Raw genomic sequence first — 24,074 nt, 5'->3', positions numbered from 1 at the left:
TGGCTGTACAGCGCTCCGGAAATATCCCCGTGCCGAAAATTGCTTTCAATACAGGGGCCTACATGGCTACCAAAAGCCTAAGGGTGGGATGCGTAAAATTGTAATAAAATTTGCTTCAAACACGCATAAAAACTAATTCGAATACAGTTCAAAACAACAGCTAATTTGCTGAAATTTAAGCTCAAATTGCGCTTCGCAAATTTCCGCCGGGTCAAAATATACCTGCGAATGTTTCCTCAACACGGGGAGACAAGCAATGAACAAGAACAACCGTTTCGTTTTCACTCTGATCGCATTCATCGTCAGCGCCTTCGCGCATCAGGCAAGCGCGTCGCCGGCCGCCGTCATGCGCGTCATCGGCAAGGCCAATCCGCCGATCGGCCACTATGAATTCTGCCAGACCTATCAGAGCGAATGCCAGCCGACATCGCTGGATAACGGCCCGATGAAACTGACCGAAGAGCGCTGGAAGACGATGCTCGACGTCAACTACACCGTCAACACCACCATCACGCCGATGACCGACATGGAAATCTATGGCGTCGAAGAGCGCTGGGCCTATCCCACCACGGTGGGCGATTGCGAAGACTTCGTGCTTCTGAAGCGCAAGATGCTGATGAACAAGGGCTTCTCCGCCTCCAACCTCTTGATCACGGTCGTTCTGCAGCCGAATGGCGAAGGCCATGCCGTTCTGACCGTCCGCACCGATCGTGGCGATTTCGTTCTCGACAACATGCGCAACAAGGTCATGAACTGGTCGGAAACCGAATATACCTACCTGAAGCGTCAGGACACCGCCAACCCCGGCCGCTGGGTCAAAATTCAGGATGGTCGCGCCACCACCGCGGTCGGCGGCATCAACTGAAGCCAGAAAACAACCCGTCTCCCCAAACGAAAAAAGCCGGCTCCCTAAAAGGGGCCGGCTTTTTTCATTTTCATCCGTCAGGCGTCAGAGCAGACCAAGCTCGGCCAGTTCACGCCTGAGATCGGAAGGCATGTCCTCGCCGCCTGCACCGCCGCCGAGATCGCGTGGAGCTTCATCGTCCTTCAGGTAACGCCAGCCCTGAAACGGGCGCTTTGGCGCAGGTGAGGTTTCGATGACTTCGGGGCCGAGAATGAGGTCACAGCGGGAAATACCGTCTTCGCCCTTGAAGGAGCGGATATCGAGAAGTTTCTGCCGCGCCTGTACCTGTCCCTTGATAACCCAGTAGAGCGAACCGCCCTCGAGCAATTCCTCGACCCGTTTCGGGATCATCCGGGTGGTGTGAACGCTGTGCGGCTCAAGGCCTGCGGCAATTGCGGTCAGCGCGCGATGCGCGACCCAGTCTCTCAAGTCCTGGATTGAATCCGCGCCGACGCAAAGTTTGATGAGATGTAAAGGCATGGTTCTATCAATGCCTTTTTGCAGCGGGCGTCAAGCATGGCAACCATGCCGGACGCCCTGCCCGTTCAGCACTCCACAACGTTCACGGCAAGGCCGCCGGTGGAGGTTTCCTTGTATTTCTCACTCATGTCATTGCCGGTCTGGCGCATCGTCTCGATACAGGCGTCGAGCGGCACGAAATGCTGGCCGTCGCCCTTCAGCGCCAGCGAGGCCGCTGTCACCGCTTTCACTGCGCCCATGGCATTACGTTCGATGCACGGCACCTGCACAAGCCCGGCAATCGGATCGCAGGTCATGCCGAGATGATGCTCGAGCGCGATCTCCGCGGCATTTTCCACCTGTTCCGGCGATCCACCCATGACCGCGGCGAGACCCGCCGCCGCCATGGCGGAAGCCGAACCCACCTCGCCCTGACAGCCCACTTCCGCGCCTGAAATCGAGGCATTGTGCTTGATGATGCCGCCGATGGCAGCCGCCGTCAGCAAAAAGTCGCGCACGTCGTCGACGCTCGCATCCTCGTGGAAATGCCGGAAATATCTGACGGTCGCCGGAACGACACCTGCCGCACCATTGGTCGGCGCGGTCACCACGCGGCCGCCGGCGGCGTTTTCCTCGTTCACGGCCATGGCGTAAACGCTCAGCCAGTCATTGGCCATCACAGGGTTCAGCCGGTTGCTGCGCCATTCCGCATTCAGCTTCTCGTAAATGGAGCGGGCGCGGCGGCGCACCTTCAGGCCACCAGGCATGATGCCGTCCACTTTCAGACCGCGCTCAATGCAGCCGTTCATGGCTTCCCAGATCTGGTCGAGGCGCTCGTTCAGTTCCTCGCGGGAGACCACCGTCTCCTCATTGGCGCGCTTCATCTGGGCGATGGTGCGGCCGGAACGGGCCGCCATCTCAAGCATTTCCCGCGCCGTCCCGAAGGGATAAGGCACGCGCGGACCATTATCGATGGTCTTGCCGCGCTGCTTGATCGCCTCCAGTTCCGTATCGGTCACGACGAAACCGCCGCCGACGGAATAATAGATGCGCTTGATGAGCAGCCTGCCCTGATTGTCGAAGGCGGAGAAGATCATGCCGTTGGCATGGCCGGGCAGCGGGTTCTTCTTGTCGAAGATCAGATCTTCTGCGGGCCGAAACTCATAGGACGGATGGCCGGGCGGCGTTACCGTTCCGGCCTTCTCCACCGCATCGATAATGGCGTCCATCGCATCGGGGTCGACAAGGTCCGGCCGCTCGCCGGTGAGGCCCAGAATGACGGCACGCCCTGTGCCGTGGCCAATGCCGGTAAAGGCGAGAGAGCCATGCAGGCTGACCTTCAGCTGCGCAACGGCTGCACCCGCCGGTCGCGGCCACTCATCGCTGAGGATCAGCGCCAGGAAGCGGTTTGCAGCCGTCATCGGCCCCATCGTGTGGGAGCTCGAAGGACCGATACCGATCTTGAAGACGTCAAAGACCGAAAGAAACATGAAGTTCGCCCTGAATAAGAATGGATTCCTGCATCATCATATCCAAAGCCGAAACGGATCGCCACAAAAGAGCGTCAGCGGTTTGCGCAGCTGCGACATGAGCGTCCCAGAAACGAAAACAGCACGGTTTCCAGAGGAAAACCGCGCCGTTTCAAAACCCGTCATTCAGGAGAGATGCTTATGGGCTGCCAAAAATGTACGTCAATGCGAGAAAAGCGGCAAAGCCTGCAAGTGCGCGCAAGGTGACGCCCCAGCAGGATTTCTGAGCGGTTTCTTCCATGATTACTCCAGCTATTCACTCTCCGGGGGATCTTCAAGACCCGGCCCGTTGAGGCAAGCATTTATTAAAATCCGGCGGCGAACGCAAATGCAAAAAGCGGCTAAATGAAGGCGTTTTCGATGGGCTGCCATTCGCCCCGTGCATAGGTATGTGAAAAAACAAGATGTTAGCGCGGCGTGCAAAAAGACGCCGTTTCGGGCTTCGCCGCAATTTAGGCTAAAGTGTAACCGTTATTTAAAGCTTTCCTACAAACGCCTGTTGAAAACCCTCGCGACCGAACACGTTGCAGTCGAATTTCTTCCGCTGAAGCGTCGCGCCTTGAAAGGCCGCCAGTGCTGCTTTATCGACGATGGCAACGGCAACGATGCGAGTCACCCCATGCAGCAGGCATCCTCCTTTCCCGACCGTGAAACGGTCGCGTCGAAGCTCACTTCGCTGACGAGCGAAGATAAAGCGTGGGTGCTGCTGTTGATGGAAAACGCCCTGCAGGACGAAAACCTGCTGGCTGGCCTCAATCTTTATCTCGACCAGCAGACCAACGCCCGTTTCCTGAACAGCCTGAAGCTGGAAACGGCCGGCGAATGGCTTGGCGGCAATGCCCCTTCCCGGTTGCAGATCCGCATCACGGAAACCGCAAGAGCGAGTCAGCACCCCGCCTATCTCGCCTTCCGCAAAGGGCTGACGGCATCGGCCGGTCTCGAAAAAGCCTATCCCAAGGCGCCGATCTGATCTTTCCGGCTAATCCGGCACCCGATCGACAACGGCGATGATCGGCCCCATGGGAAACAGCGAGTCCCGCCTTTTCATCGCGGGAATATCGACGCTAGATATGGTGCCGTCGAGATAGAGCGCATTCGGCGCATCCAGCACGTCCCTGAACAGCGTGGCGAAATCATAAAAGCGCACGGTATTTTCCGAAATGGCGAAATGCACCATGCCGTCGCGGGAGACGCCGACGCCGTTGCGTCGCTTCAGGCTGTCGCTATCGGGCAGGAAGCGCGGATGCAGCTTGCCGTCGATTACCAGCATCGGCCCGGACTGGGTGGCGAAATCGGCTTTCGGATCCGCCGCCAGATAGGCTGCGGTTTCCAGCACGCCAGCCTTTGCACCCTTCAGATAAAATACGCCGTTCGGCAAAAGGTGAAAATTGCCCCAGCCGCCCCGGGTGCTGAGCGGCGAACGCTCCACCCCATTTTCAATGTAGAGGCCGACGGGCGAATAGTCGGAATGATACATGCCGCCATTCATGGCGAAGATGCTGAACATGTGCTGCCGCCACAAGGCCGACGACAGGTCGGCGAAACTGCGGTATCCCTGCCCGGAGACATGGTCGCGGTCATAAATGCGGATGGCGTTCCTTGCCGGATCGAAACTGCAGACGGTGTAGCGCCCGCCCGCATGGTCGATGGCCTTGCAGAAATCCGGCTGCCCACCGGCCTGCGCGGAGAATGGCAACAACAACGGCAGCAGCGCCTTTGCCAGTTTCTTCATCGATGCAATCATGCCCGCCCCTTTGATTCTCGTCAGGCGAACATTCGCAGGGAAATTCGGTCAAAGAAAAGGCGTCACCCGGGTTTTCGGGTAACGCCTTTGCGGGAGGGGAGCCTTGATTAACGACGCGCTGCGCGGTCCACGTTGCGGCCGGCATCCTGCGTCGCGTCAACGGCGTTTGCCGTATCCCGGCCCATGCCGCGAATGGTATTGCCGCAGGAGCTGAGGGTGACGACAGTCAGCAAAGCCACGAAAACGGTCGAAAGAATACGTGTGATCATGTGAAACTACTCCCCTATGACTTGCCGTCCAAAGGCAAGCGCCAATGTGATATGCGTCACAATAACGTGAGTCCCAAAAAACGGTTCCAGCGGCATTTCAAAAAATCCTGTCGATGAAAATTAACATGGTTTTGAAGTTCACGAGTGACACTCGGCAACTGCATCATGGCTTAGGAAAATCCCGTGGGTGATATGACTGACATCAACAATCGGCTTCTGGTGATGACGGCGGGCGGCGTGAACCCGAACGTCATGATCAATGCTCTGGCTGCCCGATTTCCCGATATCCACGTCTTCATGGAGCAGCCGGAAAGCAAGTCAGTCATTCTCAGGCGACGCGCGAGACGGCTTGGCTGGATTGTCGCTGCGGGCCAGATAGCGACGATGATCGCCTCGCGGCTCGGCAAACGCTTCACGGTTCGCAGAAGCAACGAGATCATCGCCGAACACGGTCTTTCTCCCGATCTCCACCACAGCCTTCCCGTTACGCAATTCGCCTCGCTCAACGATGAGGAATGCCGCAAGGCCGCCAATCTGCTGCAACCGGCTGCAATCTTCACCATTTCCTGCCGTCTGCTGAGACCTGCCACGCTGCAGGCCCTGCAATGCCCGGTCATCAATTTCCACGCCGGCATCAACCCCGCCTATCGCGGGCAGATGGGCGGTTACTGGGCGCTGGTCGAAAAGGACCGAGGCAATTTCGGCGCGACCGTGCATCTGGTCGACAAGGGCGTGGATACCGGCGCAACACTCTACGAGAAGCGGCTGAAACCATCGCCTTCCGACACGATCGCCACCTATCCGCTGCTTTTGACCGCCGCTTCGGTGGATATCGCTGTCAGCGCCATCGAGGACGCCCTTTCCGGCAGCCTTGCGCCGCAGCCGCCCTCACCCGGCAAATCGGTGCTGCGTTTTCCGCCGACCATCTGGACCTGGCTGTGGAACGGCCTGACGAAACGGATCTGGTGAAACCGAAACTCTCCGAACCGGGGTTGAGCTTCGTCGCAGATGCAAGCCTGTCTTGCCGCAACAGGCACAGACTTCGCCGAAAAATCGGTGCATGATAATAAAAAGGATCATGCACAAATTGCCCGATATTTCCGCCGCTTCCATCATTCCCGCCTCCATCGAAGCCTCGCCCGCGCAGGTGCTTGGCGCGAGCGACCTTGCCGGTCTCTTTCCGCAGGGTGTCCGCGTCTATCTCACCGACACCGGAGCTGCCTCGCAGGAAAGGCTCGTTGATGCCGCAGGACATTTGCGCGACCTCGGTTACGAGCCAGTGCCGCATCTTGCAGCGCGGCGCATACCTTCCCGCACGGGGTTTGAAGAACAGGTGAGACGGCTTGCCGGAGAAGCGGGTGTCACGGATGTTCTGGTTGTCGGCGGCGGTGTCGACCGGCCAGCCGGTCCCTTCGCATCCAGCATGGACATGCTGTCGTCAGGCATTTTCGACCGTTGCGGGATAAGGCAGATCGCCATCGCCGGCCACCCGGAAGGCAGCCCGGATTTCAACGACGACACGGCGATGGCCGCACTCAGGCTGAAACGCGATTTTGCAGAAAGAAGCGATGCCGCAATGCGCATCGTCACGCAGTTCGGTTTTGATCCCGCGCGTTTCATCGCCTGGGCGGAAGGACTAACGGCGTCAGGTATCGATTTGCCGGTGCATATCGGCGTTTCCGGCCCGGCCAAGATGACGACGCTCTTGAAATATGCCGCACTCTGCGGCGTCGGCAATTCCATTGCCTATCTCAAGAAAAACGCGCTTTCCCTGACGACGCTGGCGAAGGGCCATTCGCCGGAAAGCATCGTCGGGCCGATCGAGCGGCACTGGCAGGCCAATCCGCAAGGGCCGATACGGCAGATTCACGTCTTTCCCTTTGGCGGATTGCAGAATTCAGCCGACTGGCTGGTCAAGCGCGGAAGCTGGCAAACCGGCGGCGCGGACCGTTCGGCATCACAGGATTCGATAGCAGGCTAAAAGCCGCCATCCTGACAGCGCGACGGGCCACGGCCGCCGCGCATTATCAGGACCTCAGGCCGCCTTGGCGACCTCGACAAAAGCGTTTCGAATGCTTTCAGCCACGGCGAGAACAGGGCGCGACGCCTTGTCGCCCATGATCAGGCGGATATCGAAAGAGCCGAGTTCCGGCAGGCCTTCCTTGTCGCCCAGAATGACCATGTCGTTCAGCACATAGGATCGCGGCAACGGCGCAATGGCGAGATCGGCGGCAATCGCCGCGCGCTGCGCCATGGTATGGCCGCTGAGATAGGCCACGCGGAAATTGCGCCCGCGCCGTTCCAGCGAATTGATCGCTTCCGAGCGCCAGATGCAGCCCTCTTCCCAGATGGAAATGGGCAGCGGATCGCGCAGATAGGCCGTACCACATTTCGCGCCTGCCCAGACCAGACGTTCGCGCATCAGCACCTCGCCGGTGTCGCGCAGCGGATGGGAGGCGCAGTTGACGAGGGCGAGATCGAGCCGCTGCTCGTCCATGCGCTTGTAGAGATTGGAACTGGAATCGATGGTGACGTCGATCATGATGCCGGGAAAAGCCTCGGCAAAACGCTTGAGAATACCCGGCAGCAGGCCACGCTCGCCAATATCCTCCGGCGCGCCGAGCCGGACGACACCTGAGAGTTCCGGCATGACGAAACGCGACACGGCCTCGTTGGAGAGCGCAATCATGCGCCGCGCATAGGTCAGCAGCGTCTCCCCATGCGCCGTCAATGTAACCGAACGGGCATCGCGCAGGAACAGCGTCGTCTTCAACTGCTCCTCGAGTTTCTTGATCTGCATGGAAACGGCGGAAGGCGTTCTGAACACCACTTCAGCGGCGGTGGAGAAATTTCCCGTTTCCGCAATGGCGACGAAGGTTCTCAATATGTCGTTATCCAGCAACGGCAGCGGTTGGCGGAAAGTCACGGTCATGGCACGCACCTTCAAATATTTTGATTTATAGATGGATATCATTTCGTTTGATTGAATGTCAACAAGCGTGCACCATCCGGGACATCGATTGACGGGGCGAATTGAGCCTCGTCGGAATGAAGCGCTGACGATCTCGCGGATTGGAATTTTCCCCGCAGGCGTCGCCGGCAATTCATTCCAAAAACTGATGAGTGACATAAGATTCATTATCTTGCCTGATGAAACAGGCAAGCGCATATCGAAGTCGCAAACAGGATCGTGGTTCACGAAAGGATCAAGACATGACCATGATACATTATCTCCCGGTGACGAACCGTTCTACGCACCGTCCTTCACCCATTGGCTGGCTCCATCGCCTGTCCGACCAGGTTTCCGCCCGTTACGCAGAATGGCGCCGCGCCAGAATGCTCCGTGCACTGGAGGCATTGCCGCCTGAAACATTGAAGGATATCGGATGGCCGACCACCGACACCACCCGCATACACACCATCCGCAAATGATGTCCAACCGATGGCTCGCAACCATTGCGCGTCTTGCGAGCCATCCCTGCCCGCGCCCAAACGGCAGGATGGGGGCGCAAAACAGCCTGCCTGTTTTGCATGCGACACATCGCCTTTTTTAAAGGCTTGTCGCGAAATTTGCATATTTCAAAAGCTATTTTTTGACAGCTCCGATTCCGAGGCGTATTTTTCGTTAAAGATGTCGTAATCAGGACATCCAGAAGACCAATTCCAAGGGAGGAATTGCGTATTCGCAACGGAGCACGGGCAAATGAGCAGAAACTCCCAGAAGAAACGCTCAATCGTCTTTTTTCTCATTCCGCAATTTACCATGCTGCCATTCGCCGCAGCGGTTGAAACGCTTCGCATCGCCAACCGAATGTTGGGCTATCAGGCCTATGAATGGCGCCTTGCCTCCCTAGACGGCCAGAAGGTCATGTCGTCAAGCGGCATCTGTCTTGAGGCCGATACCTGTCTTGCCGACGAGCGGCGTTATGTCAGCGGCGAAAACCGCCCGGAAATGGCGATCATCTGTTCGGGCATCGATGTGGATCAACACATCAACAAGTCGGTCAATGCCTGGCTGCGCGAAGCCTATAATCGCGGCATCGCCATCGGCAGCCTCTGTACCGCCGCCCATATCCTCGCACAGGCTGGCCTCCTGAACGGCAAGCGCTGCGCGATCCACTGGGAAAACCTGCCCGGCTTTTCCGAAGCCTTCCCGCAGGTGGAAGTCTATGCCGACCTCTTTGAAGTCGACAGCAACATCTACACCTGCGCCGGCGGCACGGCCTCGCTGGACATGATGCTGAGCCTGATTGGCCAGGATTTCGGCGAAAACCTCGTCAACCGTGTCTGCGAACAGCAATTGACCGACCGGGTGCGCAGCCCGAACGACCGCCAGCGCCTGCCGCTGCGCGCCCGCCTCGGCGTCCAGAACAGCAAGGTCCTGTCGATCATCGAATTGATGGAAGGCAATCTCGCCGAGCCGCTGTCGCTGCTCGACATCGCCGACGCCGCCGATCTGTCGCGCCGGCAGGTGGAGCGCCTTTTCCGCCAGGAAATGGGCCGCTCACCCGCCCGCTATTACCTCGAAATCCGTCTCGACCGCGCCCGCCACCTGCTGGTGCAATCGGCCATGCCGGTGGTCGAAGTCGCCGTCGCCTGCGGTTTCGTCTCCGCCTCGCATTTTTCCAAGTGTTATCGCGAAATCTACAATCGCACGCCGCAGCAGGAGCGCGCTGAACGCAAGCTCTTGATCAGTGCGTCGCGAATGGCAATGGCAAGCCAGGGCAAAGCCGCGCATTGAGTGCGTGGCAAGGGCCACAAACGCAAAAGGCCTCGATTCGGAGGTAGAGACCTCTCCCCGTCATGCCGGACTTGATCCGGCATCCAGCCACGGCGCGTCTGCGCCGTGAACGAGCCTTTCGCGATCAAGGACTTGATCGCACTGGACCCCGGATCAAGTCCGGGGTGACGGAGTGAGAATGATGGAACTGTGCCAAACCACCGGATCTGTCAGCGGCCAGCAAACAGCGAACATAATCGGAGACCAATTCACCCAAACGGCCGAACCGCATGGGCAAGGTCCTCCGCCGTCATGCCGTCACCTGCCCTGTGGCCCGCCTGCCCATGCAGCCAGACGCCGGCCGCAGCCGCTTCGAAGGCGGGGGCTCCCTGCGCCAGCAGCGCACCGATGATGCCGGCCAGCACATCACCCGATCCGGCCGTCGCAAGGCTCGCCGGCGCATTGGTGTTGACCAGCGCCCGGCCATCAGGCGCAGCAATCACCGTGTCTGCGCCTTTATAGATCAGCACAGCGCCGCTGCGCGCCGAGGCGACCTGCGCCTTCTCGATCTTGCTCAGCACCCTGTCGGCGGCAAGATCCGGAAACAATCGCGCAAACTCGCCCTCATGCGGCGTCAGGATGAATTTGCCCGCGCCTGAGGTGATACGCTCGAACAGGGTCTCCGTGTGATCCTTGAAAGCCGTGATTGCATCGGCATCCAGCACGACCGCCTTGTCTCCAAGCAGGGATACGAATTGCCGCGCCTTTTCTAGATCGCCGAAACCGGGACCGAGAACGAAGGCTCCATGACGCCGGTCGTCCAGCCAGAGCCGCAGATCATCGGCATCGTCCATCGGCGCATTCATCACGGCCGTCAGCGTCACGGACAGCACGTCGAGCGCCTGCCTCGGAGCGGCGACAGTGACAATACCCGCGCCTGCCTTCAGCGCCGCAAGCGCCGTCATGCGGCTTGCACCCGTCGCATGGGCCGGGCCGGAAAAGACGGTCAGATGCCCGCGGCGGAATTTATGCGTCTCGATATCGCTCGCGGGCAAGGCATCACGCCAGACAAGCGGATGGTTTTCCGCAACCGAGCCTGCGTGATCGGTAAGGATGCGGGAGGGAATGCCGATATCGAACACCTCGAGCGCCCCGCAAAGCTCCCGCCCCGGCATCAGCAGATGGCCCGGCTTGCGCGCCATGAAGGTCACCGTCCGTTCGGCCCTGAACGAGGCACCAAGCGGCACGCCCCGCCGGCCGCAGAGACCGGAGGGCAGATCGACGGCGAGAACCGGCGCCTTCGCATTGGTCACCGCCTCGATTATCCGTGCAAGCTCCCGAGGAATATCGCGGGACAGTCCTGCCCCGAAGACCGCGTCGATCACCACGTCGCCGGCAAGAGGCGCGTAGTCGCCAAGCGGCAGCGGCGCCACCCCGCTGCGCTCGAAAGCCATCCGCGCATCACCCCTGAGCGCGCCGGCATCACCGAGATGATGAACCACAACGACCGCGCCGCTTTCCACAAGCGCCCGCGCCGCCACGTAACCATCACCGCCATTGTTGCCGCCGCCGCAAAGCACGACGAAACGCAGCGCCTGCGGATAGTGGCGAAGCGCTGAGGCGGCAACCGCCTGCCCCGCCCGCTCCATCAGATCATAAAGCGGAATGCCGGATTGACCGGCCGCCGCATCGATGCTGGCCATAACAGCCGGGTCAAAAAGGGAGAGCTGAGAGAGGGATGTCATGCCTCAATCATCCCTTCAAAACGCCGGAAAGGCAATCGATACAAAAATAAGCAGATAGCCAAGTCCAAATAATAATCAAATGCATAAAATATAAACAAACCAACTTCATCACACCCGCGCATTCTCAAATATTCAAACCATCTAAAATAATAAGAATTGGCAGAAATGCTGATGGATTTTTCGGGTTCCCGAGAGAAATTGGCTGGAAAACCGCCAAAACCGAATGCATTTTGTGTCGGAAGGCCGGGGGATCGAAGTTTTTTCTTCAAGCCCGCTTCCGATCTGGCACAATACGTGCATTCTTGTGGCAGAGCGGGAATAACCTGCTTTAACGGGAGAAGCGGAGAGATATTTTCTCATGAAAAAGATCGAAGCGATCATTAAGCCTTTCAAGCTCGATGAAGTGAAGGAAGCCCTTCAGGAAGTCGGACTTCAGGGCATCACGGTCACGGAAGCAAAAGGCTTTGGTCGTCAGAAGGGCCACACGGAACTCTACCGCGGTGCAGAGTACGTTGTGGACTTTTTGCCGAAAGTGAAAGTCGAAGTCGTATTGGCGGACGAGAACGCGGAAGCCGTCATCGAGGCGATCCGCAATGCGGCGCAGACCGGACGTATCGGCGACGGAAAGATTTTCGTTTCCAATATCGAGGAAGTCATCCGCATCCGTACCGGTGAAACAGGCGTGGACGCCATATAATCAAGAACGTCCCGAGCCGGGGAGGCTTGGGTTTTCACCTCGTCATCATCACACTCAAGGAAAACGTTTAAATGACGACCGCAAACGATATCTTGAAGCAGATCAAGGATAACGACATCAAGTTCGTGGACCTGCGCTTTACCGACCCCAAGGGCAAGCTGCAGCACGTCACCATGGATGTTGTCTGTGTGGACGAAGACATGTTCGCCGACGGCGTCATGTTCGACGGCTCCTCGATCGCCGGCTGGAAGGCCATCAACGAGTCCGACATGGTGCTGATGCCCGATCCGGCAACCGCCCATATCGACCCGTTCTTCGCCCAGTCCACCCTGGTCGTCCTTTGCGACATTCTCGACCCGGTCTCGGGCGAAGCCTATAACCGCGACCCGCGCGGCACCGCCAAGAAGGCCGAAGCCTACCTCAAGGCGTCCGGCATCGGCGACACCGTCTTCGTTGGCCCCGAGCCCGAATTCTTCGTCTTCGACGACGTGAAGTACAAGGCAGACCCCTACAATACCGGCTTCAAGCTCGACTCGTCCGAGCTGCCGTCCAACGACGACACCGACTATGAAACCGGCAACCTCGGCCACCGTCCGCGCGTCAAGGGCGGCTATTTCCCGGTTCCGCCGATCGACAGCCTGCAGGACATGCGCTCCGAAATGCTGACGGTTCTGGCCGAAATGGGCGTCGTCGTTGAAAAGCACCACCACGAAGTGGCTGCCGCACAGCACGAGCTGGGCGTGAAGTTCGACACGCTGGTTTCCAGCGCCGACAAGATGCAGATCTACAAGTACGTCGTGCATCAGGTCGCCAATGCCTATGGCAAGACGGCAACCTTCATGCCGAAGCCGATCTTCGGCGACAACGGCTCGGGCATGCACGTTCACCAGTCGATCTGGAAGGGCGGCAAGCCGACCTTCGCAGGCGACGAATATGCCGGCCTCTCCGAGAACTGCCTCTATTACATCGGCGGCATCATCAAGCACGCCAAGGCCATCAACGCCTTCACCAATCCCACCACCAACTCCTACAAGCGTCTGGTGCCGGGTTATGAAGCGCCGGTTCTGCTCGCCTATTCCGCGCGCAACCGTTCCGCATCCTGCCGTATTCCCTTCGGCTCCAACCCGAAGGCAAAACGCGTCGAAGTCCGCTTCCCGGACCCGACCCAGAACCCCTATCTCGGTTTTGCGGCCATGCTGATGGCCGGCCTCGACGGCATCAAGAACAAGATCCACCCCGGCAAGCCGATGGACAAGGACCTTTACGACCTTCCTGCAAAGGAACTGAAGAAGATCCCGACCGTCTGCGGCTCGCTGCGCGAAGCTCTCGAAAGCCTCGACAAGGATCGCAAGTTCCTGACCGCCGGCGGCGTGTTCGACGACGACCAGATCGACTCGTTCATCGAGCTGAAGATGCAGGAAGTCATGCGTTTCGAAATGACCCCGCATCCGGTCGAATTCGACATGTACTACTCGGCCTGATCGGCCTTTCGAGCGCTCCCTCGGGGGCGCTCGATCCATTTCGGCGGTTTTCCCCGGAAAGCCGCCGTTTTCTTTTGAAGCCCAGCCATGTCGCGAAGAATGTCGAACAAGCCAGCCACTCAGCAAACGCGCCTTACGGACTGGCTCATCTTTCTGGCGGTGCCGTTCTTTTTCTCCAGCAACGTCATTTTCGGTCGTGGCGTCGTCGGTGAGGTATCGCCCTTCATCGCCGCCTTCATCCGCTGGATCGGATCGACCCTCATCATCGCGCCCTTCATGATCGCCGACTGGCGCAACTGCCTTGCCTTCCTGAGGCGCAAAACGCTTCTCTGGCTCGTTCTCGGCATTCTCGGCATGGGCATCTGCGGCGGCGTGGTCTATTGGGGCCTCACCATGACCACGGCCGCCAACGGCACGCTGATCTACACGACATCGTCGCTGTTCATCATCCTGTTCCAGCGCATCTTTCAGGGCCGCCCCATCAGAAAGCTTGAGGTGGCGGGCATGATCATCGCCTTTGCCGGCGTGGCGGCCATCGTGCTCAAGGGCGATATCGCAGCTCTCCGGCACATGAGCTTCAACATCGGCGATTTCGCCATACTGACGGCGGCCATCGCCTTTGCCGTCTATTCGCTGCTGCTGCGCGAGCCGGCGGCGCGGCAGATGGCGTCCTTCAGCCTTTTTGGTCTGATCGCGCTTTCCGGCGCGCTGGTGCTTCTGCCGCCGGCGGCGCTGGAACTGGCGCAGGGCGGCATGCTGCCCGCGACGCCAATGGCATGGGCGAAGATCGGCGGCATCATCCTGTTCGCTTCGCTGCTTGCCTTTTACTGCTTCACCCATACGGTGCGCGTCTTCGGCCCCGCCACGGCCGGCATCACGCTTTACATGATGCCGCCCGTCTCGATCCTGATGGCCACGCTGTTCCTCGGGGAGACGTTCGAGACCTACCACGCGATCGGCATCGTGCTGGTCACCGGCGGTGTCATCATCGCCACCGCGCCGCTCGGCCGCCGAGCCTGAGCCCATATAGAGAGAAAGGGCCGGGATACCCCCTAGCCCTTGATATTTTGCGTTCCGCACCCAACTATTAGTGGGAAAGGAAGTTCATGCCATGAAACAAAGAGACGCAAAATTCACGCTTGGCGAGATCGTCCGCCACAAGGTGTTTCCGTTCCGCGGCGTGGTCATCGACGTCGACCCGGAATATGCCAATACCGAGGAATGGTGGAACGCCATTCCCGCGGAAATCAGGCCGGATCGCGACCAGCCCTTCTATCATCTTCTGGCCGAAAACGAGGAGACGGAATATGTCGCCTATGTTTCCGAGCAGAACCTCGTCCACGACGAAAACGAGACGCCGCTCCGAAACCCCAATATCGGCCGCATCTTCGACAAGGCGCCGAACGGCGAATGGCGCCCGAAAATGTCAACGGCGCATTGACGCCCGCCAACCATCTCCCCACCCTCCCAGGGACATAAAAAAACCGGTCTGTCACCAGACCGGTTTTCTGTTTTTAGCGCTTACGCTGCAATCAGGGCTTCGGAGCGCCCTTGGCGGCATCCTGAGCGGCTTCCAGCTTCTTGCGAGCCTCTTCAGCCTTCTTCTGCATGCCTTCCTGCAGGCTGCGCTGGCTTTCGGCCAGCTGCGACTGGGTGATCGCCGGGCCGTCAAACGCGCCGGTGAAGCCGGAGAGCGCGATCTTGATGGGGTTCGGCGCGCGGCGGAAGTTGATGGAGGTGAAGACCACCTCGCTACCCTTCTTCAGGGAAGCGATCATGGCGTCCGTCAGCGGAACTTCGGCCGTGCACTTGTCGGGAAGGCAAACGGCGTAGTCGAGCTTCTGGCCCTTGCCGCCGTCGATCTGCATCATCACACCAGGAGGAATGAGACGCGCGGTCGGAACGGAAACCTGCAGCAGCTTGCGGTTAACCTTGCCTTCAACGGTGATGAGGCCGACAGCGGTGATCATCTGGCCGTTCTGGGCGAGAACCACGTTCTGCACGACGCAGACATCGTTGTCTTCCTGCTTGGAGCAGGTCTTGAACCAGCCGAGCGGCGGAGCGCCGGCGCCCTGGGCGGCGGGAGCAGCATCCTGTGCCTGCGAGATGGCCGGAGCGGAAACCGCGCCCAGAGAGAGGACCAGAGCGGACAGAGCCGTCCGGGTGAATGTGTTTGCCTTTTGCATCATAAGAGTTCCGTCTCCTGAATGTCTGCCAGAACAGAACCGTTAAGGCCCTGTTCGTCGATGGCGGTATCCTTCTGCCCGTTCAACTGTCGTTTAAATGAGGCAAATGCGTGACCCGTCTCTTCCGGCCACCCTGTTACATGCCGATCGCGGCGATATCCAGCACTTCTTTAACTTTTTCTTGAGCTGACCCAAGATTTCCCGCGCTTGGATGGGTCGCACCATGTCCGTGTGCTACATATCTGCCAGAATCATGATGATAAACGGTCGTGACGCACATCGGACGGACAGTTGAGACAGGACAGTGACATGCGCAACCTTGCGGCCCTCATCCCCGCATTGTTCCTTTTGGGATCATCCCTGCTTCCCGCCGGGAACGCCCTGGCGCAGCCGCTGCACGGCATTTCCATGCACGGCACGCCGGAGCTCCCCGCAGACTTCAGGCACCTTCCTTATGTCAATCCTGACGTGAAGAAAGGCGGCCGCATCTCCTATGGCGTCGTCGGCACCTTCGACAGCCTCAATCCCTTCGTTCTCAAGGGAATGCGCACCACCGCGCGCGGCGTCTGGGACCCGGAATTCGGCAATCTTCTCTACGAACCCCTGATGCTGCGCTCCAGCGATGAGCCTTTCAGCCTTTACGGCCTCTTGGCCGAAACAGTGGAGTGGGATGAGGAGCGAAGCTTCGTCCAGTTCAACATCAACCCGAAGGCAAAATGGTCCGACGGCGAGCCGGTGACCGCAGATGACGTGATCTTCACCTTCAATCTTCTGAAGGAAAAAGGCCGCCCGCCCTTCAACAGCCGTCTGGACGGGGTGGCGAAGCTGGAAAAGATCGGTGATCGCAGCGTGCGTTTCACCTTCAACGACAAGGCCAACCGCGAAACGCCGCTCATTCTCGCCTCCTCCACCCCGATCCTGCCGAAACATGCGATCGATCCGGAAAAATTCGAACAGGCCGGCCTCGGCGCAGTCGTCGGCTCGGGTCCATACCGAATCAAGACCCTGCGGCCGGGCGAACGAATCATCTGGGAGCGCAATCCGGACTATTGGGGCAAAGACATTCCGGGCAAGGTCGGCTTCGACAATTACGACGAGATCAGCGTGACCTATTTCCTGCAGGTCACCACCATGTTCGAGGCCTTCAAGAAGGGCGATATCGACATCTATCCCGAAGGCGACGCCATCAACGGCACCTCCGACACCTCCCATTGGGGACAGGCTTACAATTTCCCCGCCGTCCATCGCGGCGACATCGTCAAGGACGTCTTCCAGCCGCGCCTGCCGACAGGCATGTTCGGTCTCGTCTTCAACACCCGCCGCGCCGTCTTCGCCGACGAGAAGGTGCGCGAAGGCCTTACCTACGCGTTCGATTTCGAGTGGATGAACAGAAACATTCTCGGCGGCTCCTTCAAGCGGACACAGAGTTACTGGCAGAATTCGCCGCTCGGCGCCTATGGCAATGCCGCGGACGAACGCGAGCTGGCGCTGCTCGGCGACGCGGCTAAGACCATGCCTCCGCAGCTACTGGCCGGCACCTATGCCTTGCCGACCACCGACGCCACCGGTGCGGACCGCAAGGTCCTTAAAATGGCCGTCGACAAGCTGAAAGAGGCCGGATACAGCATCAGGAACGGCAGGATGTCCGACGCCAACGGCCGCCAGCTCGCCTTCGAGATCATGACACAGAACCCCGCTCAGGAGCGCATCGCGCTTGCCTATCAGCGTTCTCTCAATCTGATCGGCGTCGCCATGGGCATCCGCTCGGTCGATGACGGGCAATATCAGGCCCGCTCGAACAGCTTCGATTACGACATGATCATCCGCTCCCTGCCGTCGTCGCTTTCGCCGGGCATGGAGCAGCTCAACCGCTGGAATTCGCTCTCACGCGATGCGCAGGGCAGCTTCAACTATGCGGGCGCCGCCAATCCCGATATTGACCGGATGATCGAAGCGCTGCTGCAGGCGCGCTCGACGGAAGATTTCCAGGCCGCCGTGCGCGCCTATGACCGCCTTCTGGTTGCCGGCCACTACATCATTCCGCTCTATTATATCGGTGCGCAATGGGTTGCGCGCTGGAAATATATCGACCGCCCGGATATGACCCCGATATCAGGCAATCAGAAACAGCCCTGGTGGGATGCGCGGGCGCAGTAACCCGCCCCTGCCCGGTCCAGGACAAGGGAAGATAAAGCCATGGAACGCATCGTTATCGACGTCGTATCGGATATGGTCTGCCCCTGGTGTTATCTCGGCAAGGCAAGGCTCGATCTTGCCATAGCCGAGGTGCAGGATGAAATCAGCGTCGACGTGAACTGGCGTCCCTATCGCCTCAACCCCGACTATCCGCCTGAAGGCGTCGACCAGAAAGCAGCTCTCGAGGAAAAACTCGGCAAGGAGCGTCTGGAACAGGCCCATGCCACGCTGGTGCAGCTCGGCAAGGAAGTCGGCATCCATTACGATTTTGATGCGATCAAGATCGGCCCGAACACACTCGACGCGCACCGCCTGTCGCTCTGGGCGCATTCCGAAGGCCGCGATATCCAGGAGAAGGTGGTGACCGGGCTGTTCAAGGCCAATTTCGAAGAAGGCCGCAATATCGGCGACCACGCCGTGTTGATCGATGTAGCCGAAAAGGCGGGCATGGACGCGCAGGTGGTGGCACGGCTTCTCGCCTCGGAGGCGGACAAGGACACCGTCATCGCTGAAATTGATGCGGCGCAGCAGATGGGCGTGGCCGGCGTACCCTTCTTCATCATCGACCAGAAATACGCCATAAGCGGTGCACAAACGCCAGATGTCCTGATTGCTGCATTGCGGGATATTGCAAAAATCAAGGCGGACGAGCATAGATCGATGAACTGACGGCCAAACCACCGGCGGTTTTCTGCAACTCGATTTTCCCCCGGTGTTTCCGTGTCCGACCAGACCCTGAAAGGCATTCTGCCCGCCTTTGCCGCCCTCGCTGCCTACGCCTGGAGCGATGCCAGCGTTAAACTTATAGAAGGCCAGATTTCGCCGATCGAATCGGCCTTCTTCGGCGCCCTGTTCGGGCTCGTCGCCCTGCCCTTCATCCGCAAGCGCAACGATCGCTGGGTGGATGTGGTGAAGACGACGAACCGTCCTTTGTGGATCATCCGCTTTTTTGCTGCCGGCACCGGTGCTGTCGGCAGCGTGACCGCCTTTACCCATCTTTCCATGGCCGAAGCCTTTGCGCTGATCTTCCTTTTGCCCTCCTTCGTCACCATCATGTCGGTGGTATTTCTGAAGGAACAGGTGGGCATCCGTCGCTGGTCCGCAGTCATCATCGGTTTCCTCGGCGTACTGGTCATCCTGCGGCCGGGCTTCCGTGAACTGGGTATCGGCCATCTCGGCGCCATCATCGGCGGCTTCAGCGGCGCGCTCAGCATCGTCATCTTCCGCGCCATGGGCCCGTCGGAAAAGAATGTCTCGCTTTATGGGGCGGGTGTGCTGGGCTGTCTCACCATCAGCGGCGTCGCCATGGTGCCCACCTTTGTCACGCCGGGAGGCGAGCAATGGCTGCTGCTGGCGGGATATGGCCTGCTCGGCGCACTTGGCAACGTGCTGGTCATGTATGCCGCCCAATATGCGCCCGCCGCCATGATCGGCCCGACGCAATATAGCCAGATGCTCTGGGCCATCCTTTTCGGTTATCTGATTTTCGGCGACCGTATCGATGGCTGGATGCTCTTCGGCATCGCCCTCATCGTTGGCTCCGGCCTATTGACGCTGATCCGCGAGAAGCAGAGAAAAGTGCCGCTGCCCGCCTCGATCGCCGCAACCGATCAGAACGTGGCCGTCGGCATCACACCGGAAGACGAGACTTAGGTCACAAGAATACGGAACTACCGGCGACTGTTCCTGCCGCCGGCGCTCTCAGCTGTCAGTCGCAAACCCTGACCCGATACATGTCGCCCCAGGCATTCTGTCGCCAGGCAAGGTGGCAGCGCGGATAGACGGGTTCGTACGCGACCGGCGGGCCATAAACAGGCGCAGCGTAGACGGGAGGACCGTAAGCCGGACCATAGGCCGGAGCGTAGGCGTAACCCGGGTGTCTTGCACCCGCAATCAGCGCTCCGCCAATGATCGTGCCGGCAATGCCGGCCGCAAGGCCGCGGCCGAAATTATTGCGCGCTTCCGCCTGGCTGGTGGTGGCAATTGTGGTGCCCGCAATTGTCAAAGCAACCAGACCAGCGGTGGCAAACCTGTTGATGTTGGTCCACATCGTCCTGCTCCTTCATGACCCGGCGGCATCTACAGATCCGCCGCACCGGGTATGAAATGGAGATTACGCCCGCGAAAACTACCGGCACATGTCCGTTTAGTTACATCGCTGTAATATGGACGACAGCCCGCACTCTGCCGGTGCCATGGTCAGGAGCGCGCCAGTTCCGCAAGCTGCGTCATGACCATCGCCGCACCCGTCAACCGCTTTTCAGGCGTGGGCAGATCGCGGGTGAGGAACAGGCTGTGATCCGGCCGGATCTTCGCCATCGTGCCCTGTTTGCCGATATAGCCAACAAGCGCTGCCGGATTGGGGAATTCCTTGTTGCGGAACTGCACCACGACGCCCTTCGGCCCGGCGTCCAACTTTTCGACATTGGCGATACGGCAGAGCGACTTGATGTAGACGATCTTGAGCAGGTGCTGAACCTCTTTCGGCAAGGGGCCGAAACGATCGATCATTTCCGCGCCAAAACCGTCGATCTCGCTGATATCCGCAAGCTCGCCGAGACGGCGGTAAAGGCCCATGCGTAGATGCAGATCGGGAACATAATCCTCCGGGATCATAACGGAGGTGCCGACCGAGATTTGCGGCGACCAGCCGCTATCCTGCACCTGTTCGTCGCCCTTCACTTCGGCAACCGCCTCTTCCAGCATCTGCTGGTAAAGCTCGAAACCGACTTCCTTGATATGGCCGGACTGTTCTTCGCCGAGCAGATTGCCTGCGCCGCGAATATCGAGGTCGTGGCTCGCCAGCTGGAAACCGGCGCCGAGCGTGTCGAGCGATTGCAGCACCTTCAGCCGCCGCTCCGCCATCGTTGTCAGCACCTTGTTGACCGGCAGGGTGAAGAGCGCGAAGGCGCGCACCTTGGAGCGCCCGACCCGGCCGCGCAGCTGGTAAAGCTGGGCAAGACCGAACATGTCGGCGCGGTGCACGATCAGCGTATTGGCGGTCGGCACGTCGAGGCCGGATTCGACGATGGTGGTCGAAAGCAGCACATCATATTTGCCGTCGTAAAAGGCGTTCATGATGTCTTCGAGTTCGCCTGCCGGCATCTGCCCATGCGCCACCGCCACCTTCAACTCCGGTACATCCGATTGCAGGAAGGCATGGATATCGGCGAGGTCGGCAAGCCGCGGGCAAACATAGAAACTCTGGCCGCCACGATAATGCTCACGCATCAGCGTTTCGCGGATGACAAGCGGATCAAAGGGCGAAATGAAGGTGCGCACCGCCATGCGGTCCACCGGCGGCGTGGTGATGAGCGACAGTTCGCGCACGCCCGTCATGGCCAGCTGCAGGGTGCGCGGAATGGGCGTCGCAGAGAGCGTCAGCACATGCACATCGCTCTTCAGTTCCTTCAGCCGCTCCTTGTGCTTCACCCCGAAATGCTGCTCTTCGTCGATGATGAGCAGGCCGAGATTGGCGAAGTTGATACCTGCGCCCAGCAGCGCATGGGTGCCGACGACGATATCGGTCTTGCCATCAGCCACTTCCTTTTTCGTCAGCGTCAATTCCTTGGAGCCGACAAGGCGCGACGCCTGCTGCACCCGGATCGGCAGGCCGCGGAAACGTTCGGAGAAAGTGCGGAAATGCTGGCGAGAGAGCAAAGTGGTCGGCACCACCACCGCCACCTGAACGCCGTTCATGGCGGCGAGGAAGGCGGCGCGCAGCGCCACTTCGGTCTTGCCGAAACCGACATCGCCGCAGATGAGGCGATCCATCGGCCGGCCTGCACCCAGATCCTCGCGGACCGCCTCGATGGCGTTCAGCTGGTCTTCCGTCTCGTCATAGGGGAAACGGGCGGCGAATTCGTCGTAAAGCCCATCGGGTGCCGCCAGAATCGGCGCGTGCCGCACCAGGCGCGCGGCCGCGATGCGGATAAGCTCGTCGGCCATGTCGAGCAGGCGCTTCTTGAGCTTGGCCTTGCGCATCTGCCATGCGCCGCCACCCAGCTTGTCAAGCGTGGCTTCCGCCGCATCGGAGCCGTAACGGGAAAGAAGATCGATGTTTTCAACCGGCAGGAACAGCTTTGCATCGTCGGCATAATGCAGTTCCAGGCAGGCGCGCGGCGCACCCGCTGCCTCGATTGTCCGCAGGCCGACAAAGCGGCCGATACCATGCTCGGCATGGACGACCAGCGAGCCTTCGTCCAGCCCCGCCACTTCCGAGATGAAATCAGCACCGCGCTTGCGGCGTTTCGAGCGCCGCACCATGCGGTCGCCGAGAATATCCTGCTCGCCGATGACCGCGAGCGTCCCAGTTTCGAAACCCGCCTCAAGGCTCAGCACCGCCGAGGCCGCCTCGCCCTTGCCGAGCTTCTCCACCTCTTTCAACGAGGCGACCGGCTTGATCTTCTCAAGCCCGTGCTCGTTCAGCACCTGCAGCAGCCGGTCGAGCGAACCTTCCGACCAGCCTGTTATCAGCACCTTCCAGCCCTTGGCCCGGCGCTCGGCAATATGCTTCACCGCCAGATCGAAAACATTGACCCGTTCTTCGCTCTCGCCTTCGGTTGGCGGACGCGCCCAGCGCGGCCCGACATGGGCGTCGAGCGTGGCGACCGGGCGGCCTTCGCTATCCTGCTCGTTGAAGGGTGTCAGACGCACCGCATTGACGGCGGCCAGTGCGGCATCGAAACTCTTGCCGTCGAGATAGAGCTGGCCGGGCGAAACCGGCTTGTAGGGCGCGCCCTGCGTCGATCCCTTGGTTTCACCGGAGCTGCGGCGCGCATCGTAATAATCGAGCACCAGCTTGGAGCGCTCTTTTGCCGCCTCCCGCGCCGTGTGATCGGTGACGATGCGGAAACCCTCGAGATAATCGAAGGCGGTTTCCAGCTTCTCGTAAAACAACGGCAGCCAGTGCTCCATGCCGGCATAACGGCGGCCTTCAGAGACGGCCTGATAAAGCGCGTCGTCACGCGTCGCGGCACCGAACAGCGACAGGTAATTCTTGCGGAAACGGCTGATCGTATCCGGCGTCAGCGTCACTTCGCTCATCGGATTCAGATCGAGCGAGCGCGCCTGGCCGATGGTGCGCTGGCTGGCCGGATCGAAGGTGCGGATGCTTTCCAGCGTGTCGCCGAAGAAATCGAGCCGCACCGGCTCTTCCGTGCCCGGCACGAAGACATCGAGAATGCCGCCGCGCACGGCGAATTCACCGACTTCGCGCACCGTCGCCACACGGTCGAAACCGTTGCGCTCCAGCCGTGCGGCGATGTCGTCCATGCGGATCTGGTTGCCGGGCTTCGCCGAAAAGCCGAGGCTCTCGATAATGTCGCGCGGCGCCATCTTCTGCAGCATGGCGTTGACGGTGACCAGCACGATGGCCGGATGCGGTTTCCTGGCGTGGCTGATGAGACCGGAAAGCGCCGCCAGCCGGCGCGCCGAGGTGTCGGCGCTCGGTGACACGCGGTCATAGGGAAGGCAGTCCCAGGCCGGCAGCGTCATGACCGGAATGTCAGGCGCGACGAAACCGAGAATCTGTTCGAGATCTGCGACCCGCTGGCCATCCGACATGACATAGGCGACCGATGTCCCCGCCCGCGCCATATCGGCCAGAAGCAGGGCTTCCATGCCGGAGGGCACATTTCCGATGGTCAGCGGCGTATCTGCCGACGCCACCAGCTTTGCATCGAATCCGGCTATCATGTTTCAGGCCTTCAGGGTTTCGGCGGTGACGAGATCAAAATCGGGACGGTAGGAGGCGATCTTTTCAAACAGCGGTGTCTGGAATTTTTCCGGTATGGCAAGCGCGCCGGTCACCATCTTGACGAGGTCGTTATCCTCTTCCGCCATGATGATCTCAAGCTCATCGAGCTGATCATCGGAAAGCCCGGCAATATTGTCTTCCGCAAATTGCCCGAGCACCAGATCCATCTCGCGAATGCCCCGGTGCCAGCAGCGGTAAAGAATCCGCCGGCGTCTCGGATCGAGGTCGGCACTCGTGCGCACCAGTCCAGTCATCGCATTCACCTTTCGGTTGGCTATTCAACAGGATGTTGACTGCGACCTCCTATAGAACAGGAGGCGAACGCTTGGGAACCGGTTTTTATCGAAATAATGCCACGGCCGCTAAAAACTGCCGGTGATAACCCG

The 24,074-nt window shown here is 59.7% G+C and carries 25 protein-coding genes; 14 read left to right on the top strand and 11 right to left on the bottom strand.

Going from position 1 to position 24,074, the window contains the following annotated elements; genetic code table 11:
- The first annotated feature begins 256 nt into the window (after nt 1-256).
- Nucleotides 257-865, top strand: a complete 609-nt coding sequence (locus tag ASB65_RS13960) for a transglutaminase-like cysteine peptidase (protein ID WP_003523403.1) — start codon at nt 257-259, stop codon at nt 863-865.
- Nucleotides 866-949: 84 nt separating this feature from the next.
- On the opposite strand, the gene ASB65_RS13955 is transcribed toward ASB65_RS13960, so the two are convergent.
- The gene (locus ASB65_RS13955) at nt 950-1,384 is read right to left on the bottom strand and encodes a DUF1489 family protein (protein WP_020012781.1); all 435 of its coding nucleotides are present in this window, start codon (nt 1,382-1,384) and stop codon (nt 950-952) included.
- 65 nt (nt 1,385-1,449) lie between these two features.
- The gene (locus tag ASB65_RS13950; protein WP_003508052.1) at nt 1,450-2,853 is read right to left on the bottom strand and encodes an L-serine ammonia-lyase; all 1,404 of its coding nucleotides are present in this window, start codon (nt 2,851-2,853) and stop codon (nt 1,450-1,452) included.
- Between ASB65_RS13950 and ASB65_RS27335 the strand changes: the two genes are divergently transcribed.
- Both ASB65_RS27335 and ASB65_RS13945 read left to right on the top strand, forming a co-directional pair.
- Complete coding sequence (locus ASB65_RS27335; protein ID WP_161974088.1) at nt 2,852-3,241, top strand: hypothetical protein; 390 nt, start codon at nt 2,852-2,854, stop codon at nt 3,239-3,241. The genes ASB65_RS13950 and ASB65_RS27335 overlap by 2 nt on opposite strands.
- A gap of 270 nt (nt 3,242-3,511) precedes the next feature.
- Nucleotides 3,512-3,862, top strand: coding sequence for a hypothetical protein (locus ASB65_RS13945; RefSeq protein ID WP_060724332.1), 351 nt, complete (start codon nt 3,512-3,514; stop codon nt 3,860-3,862).
- 9 nt (nt 3,863-3,871) lie between these two features.
- Here the strand turns inward: ASB65_RS13945 and ASB65_RS13940 are convergent, their stop codons facing one another.
- Both ASB65_RS13940 and ASB65_RS13935 read right to left on the bottom strand, forming a co-directional pair.
- Entirely contained in the window at nt 3,872-4,636 is a 765-nt protein-coding gene (locus tag ASB65_RS13940) for a phosphodiester glycosidase family protein (RefSeq protein WP_060724313.1), read from the bottom strand.
- 107 nt (nt 4,637-4,743) lie between these two features.
- Nucleotides 4,744-4,905, bottom strand: coding sequence for an entericidin A/B family lipoprotein (locus ASB65_RS13935; protein ID WP_003495552.1), 162 nt, complete (start codon nt 4,903-4,905; stop codon nt 4,744-4,746).
- A 192-nt stretch (nt 4,906-5,097) separates the two neighbouring features.
- On the opposite strand from ASB65_RS13935, the gene ASB65_RS13930 reads away from it, so the two are divergent.
- Together ASB65_RS13930 and ASB65_RS13925 are read left to right on the top strand one after the other, a co-directional pair.
- A complete protein-coding gene (locus ASB65_RS13930) occupies nt 5,098-5,874 on the top strand; it encodes a formyl transferase (RefSeq protein WP_035213178.1) in 777 nt (258 codons plus the stop codon).
- A gap of 91 nt (nt 5,875-5,965) precedes the next feature.
- Nucleotides 5,966-6,886: a methylenetetrahydrofolate reductase gene (locus tag ASB65_RS13925; RefSeq protein WP_060724312.1), complete on the top strand. Its 921-nt coding sequence runs from the start codon at nt 5,966-5,968 to the stop codon at nt 6,884-6,886.
- A 54-nt stretch (nt 6,887-6,940) separates the two neighbouring features.
- Here ASB65_RS13925 and ASB65_RS13920 read toward each other — a convergent pair whose 3' ends face one another.
- Nucleotides 6,941-7,879: a LysR family transcriptional regulator gene (locus ASB65_RS13920; protein ID WP_003508046.1), complete on the bottom strand. Its 939-nt coding sequence runs from the start codon at nt 7,877-7,879 to the stop codon at nt 6,941-6,943.
- 239 nt (nt 7,880-8,118) lie between these two features.
- Between ASB65_RS13920 and ASB65_RS13915 the strand changes: the two genes are divergently transcribed.
- Entirely contained in the window at nt 8,119-8,337 is a 219-nt protein-coding gene (locus ASB65_RS13915) for a DUF1127 domain-containing protein (RefSeq protein WP_003508045.1), read from the top strand.
- Nucleotides 8,338-8,608: 271 nt separating this feature from the next.
- A complete protein-coding gene (locus tag ASB65_RS29215) occupies nt 8,609-9,646 on the top strand; it encodes a GlxA family transcriptional regulator (RefSeq protein WP_060724311.1) in 1,038 nt (345 codons plus the stop codon).
- A gap of 248 nt (nt 9,647-9,894) precedes the next feature.
- On the opposite strand, the gene ASB65_RS13905 is transcribed toward ASB65_RS29215, so the two are convergent.
- Nucleotides 9,895-11,370, bottom strand: coding sequence for a bifunctional ADP-dependent NAD(P)H-hydrate dehydratase/NAD(P)H-hydrate epimerase (locus ASB65_RS13905; protein WP_060724310.1), 1,476 nt, complete (start codon nt 11,368-11,370; stop codon nt 9,895-9,897).
- Nucleotides 11,367-11,639: a hypothetical protein gene (locus tag ASB65_RS27330; protein WP_077998371.1), complete on the bottom strand. Its 273-nt coding sequence runs from the start codon at nt 11,637-11,639 to the stop codon at nt 11,367-11,369. The genes ASB65_RS13905 and ASB65_RS27330 overlap by 4 nt, the downstream gene beginning before the upstream one ends.
- An 89-nt stretch (nt 11,640-11,728) precedes the next feature.
- Here ASB65_RS27330 and ASB65_RS13900 point away from each other — a divergent pair, with 89 nt between their 5' ends.
- The 4 genes from ASB65_RS13900 to hspQ all read left to right on the top strand — a co-directional run bounded on the left by ASB65_RS13900 (nt 11,729) and on the right by hspQ (nt 14,989).
- The gene (locus tag ASB65_RS13900; protein ID WP_003508042.1) at nt 11,729-12,067 is read left to right on the top strand and encodes a P-II family nitrogen regulator; all 339 of its coding nucleotides are present in this window, start codon (nt 11,729-11,731) and stop codon (nt 12,065-12,067) included.
- Nucleotides 12,068-12,138: 71 nt separating this feature from the next.
- Complete coding sequence (gene glnA, locus ASB65_RS13895) at nt 12,139-13,548, top strand: type I glutamate--ammonia ligase (protein WP_003508040.1); 1,410 nt, start codon at nt 12,139-12,141, stop codon at nt 13,546-13,548.
- A 99-nt stretch (nt 13,549-13,647) separates the two neighbouring features.
- Nucleotides 13,648-14,568: a DMT family transporter gene (locus ASB65_RS13890; protein WP_080866223.1), complete on the top strand. Its 921-nt coding sequence runs from the start codon at nt 13,648-13,650 to the stop codon at nt 14,566-14,568.
- 91 nt (nt 14,569-14,659) lie between these two features.
- Complete coding sequence (gene hspQ / locus ASB65_RS13885) at nt 14,660-14,989, top strand: heat shock protein HspQ (RefSeq protein ID WP_003508038.1); 330 nt, start codon at nt 14,660-14,662, stop codon at nt 14,987-14,989.
- Between the two features lie 91 nt (nt 14,990-15,080).
- On the opposite strand, the gene ASB65_RS13880 is transcribed toward hspQ, so the two are convergent.
- Nucleotides 15,081-15,737 carry an invasion associated locus B family protein gene (locus ASB65_RS13880; protein WP_003508037.1) on the bottom strand — a complete coding sequence of 219 codons (657 nt, stop codon included), beginning with the start codon at nt 15,735-15,737 and terminating at the stop codon, nt 15,081-15,083.
- 306 nt (nt 15,738-16,043) lie between these two features.
- Here ASB65_RS13880 and ASB65_RS13875 point away from each other — a divergent pair, with 306 nt between their 5' ends.
- Genes ASB65_RS13875 through ASB65_RS13865 form a run of 3 tightly spaced genes read left to right on the top strand, consistent with a single transcriptional unit; the run spans nt 16,044 to nt 19,583 of the window.
- Entirely contained in the window at nt 16,044-17,891 is a 1,848-nt protein-coding gene (locus ASB65_RS13875; RefSeq protein ID WP_060724308.1) for an extracellular solute-binding protein, read from the top strand.
- 39 nt (nt 17,892-17,930) lie between these two features.
- Complete coding sequence (locus tag ASB65_RS13870) at nt 17,931-18,599, top strand: DsbA family oxidoreductase (RefSeq protein ID WP_060724307.1); 669 nt, start codon at nt 17,931-17,933, stop codon at nt 18,597-18,599.
- Between the two features lie 51 nt (nt 18,600-18,650).
- Entirely contained in the window at nt 18,651-19,583 is a 933-nt protein-coding gene (locus ASB65_RS13865; protein ID WP_060724306.1) for a DMT family transporter, read from the top strand.
- Nucleotides 19,584-19,638: 55 nt separating this feature from the next.
- Here the strand turns inward: ASB65_RS13865 and ASB65_RS13860 are convergent, their stop codons facing one another.
- From ASB65_RS13860 to ASB65_RS13850, 3 genes are all read right to left on the bottom strand, one after another.
- The gene (locus ASB65_RS13860) at nt 19,639-19,980 is read right to left on the bottom strand and encodes a hypothetical protein (protein WP_003508033.1); all 342 of its coding nucleotides are present in this window, start codon (nt 19,978-19,980) and stop codon (nt 19,639-19,641) included.
- Between the two features lie 149 nt (nt 19,981-20,129).
- Nucleotides 20,130-23,627 (bottom strand): transcription-repair coupling factor, encoded by a 3,498-nt coding sequence (mfd, locus tag ASB65_RS13855; RefSeq protein ID WP_060724305.1) that lies wholly within the window; start codon nt 23,625-23,627, stop codon nt 20,130-20,132.
- A 3-nt stretch (nt 23,628-23,630) separates the two neighbouring features.
- Nucleotides 23,631-23,942, bottom strand: coding sequence for a succinate dehydrogenase assembly factor 2 (locus ASB65_RS13850; protein WP_003508031.1), 312 nt, complete (start codon nt 23,940-23,942; stop codon nt 23,631-23,633).
- Nucleotides 23,943-24,074 lie beyond the last annotated feature (132 nt).

Origin of the sequence: Agrobacterium tumefaciens str. B6 (assembly GCF_001541315.1) — a bacterium.
Taxonomy (GTDB): domain Bacteria; phylum Pseudomonadota; class Alphaproteobacteria; order Rhizobiales; family Rhizobiaceae; genus Agrobacterium; species Agrobacterium radiobacter.
The sequence above is the reverse complement of the archived record's forward strand: the minus strand, read 5'-3'. Positions and strand labels throughout refer to the sequence as shown.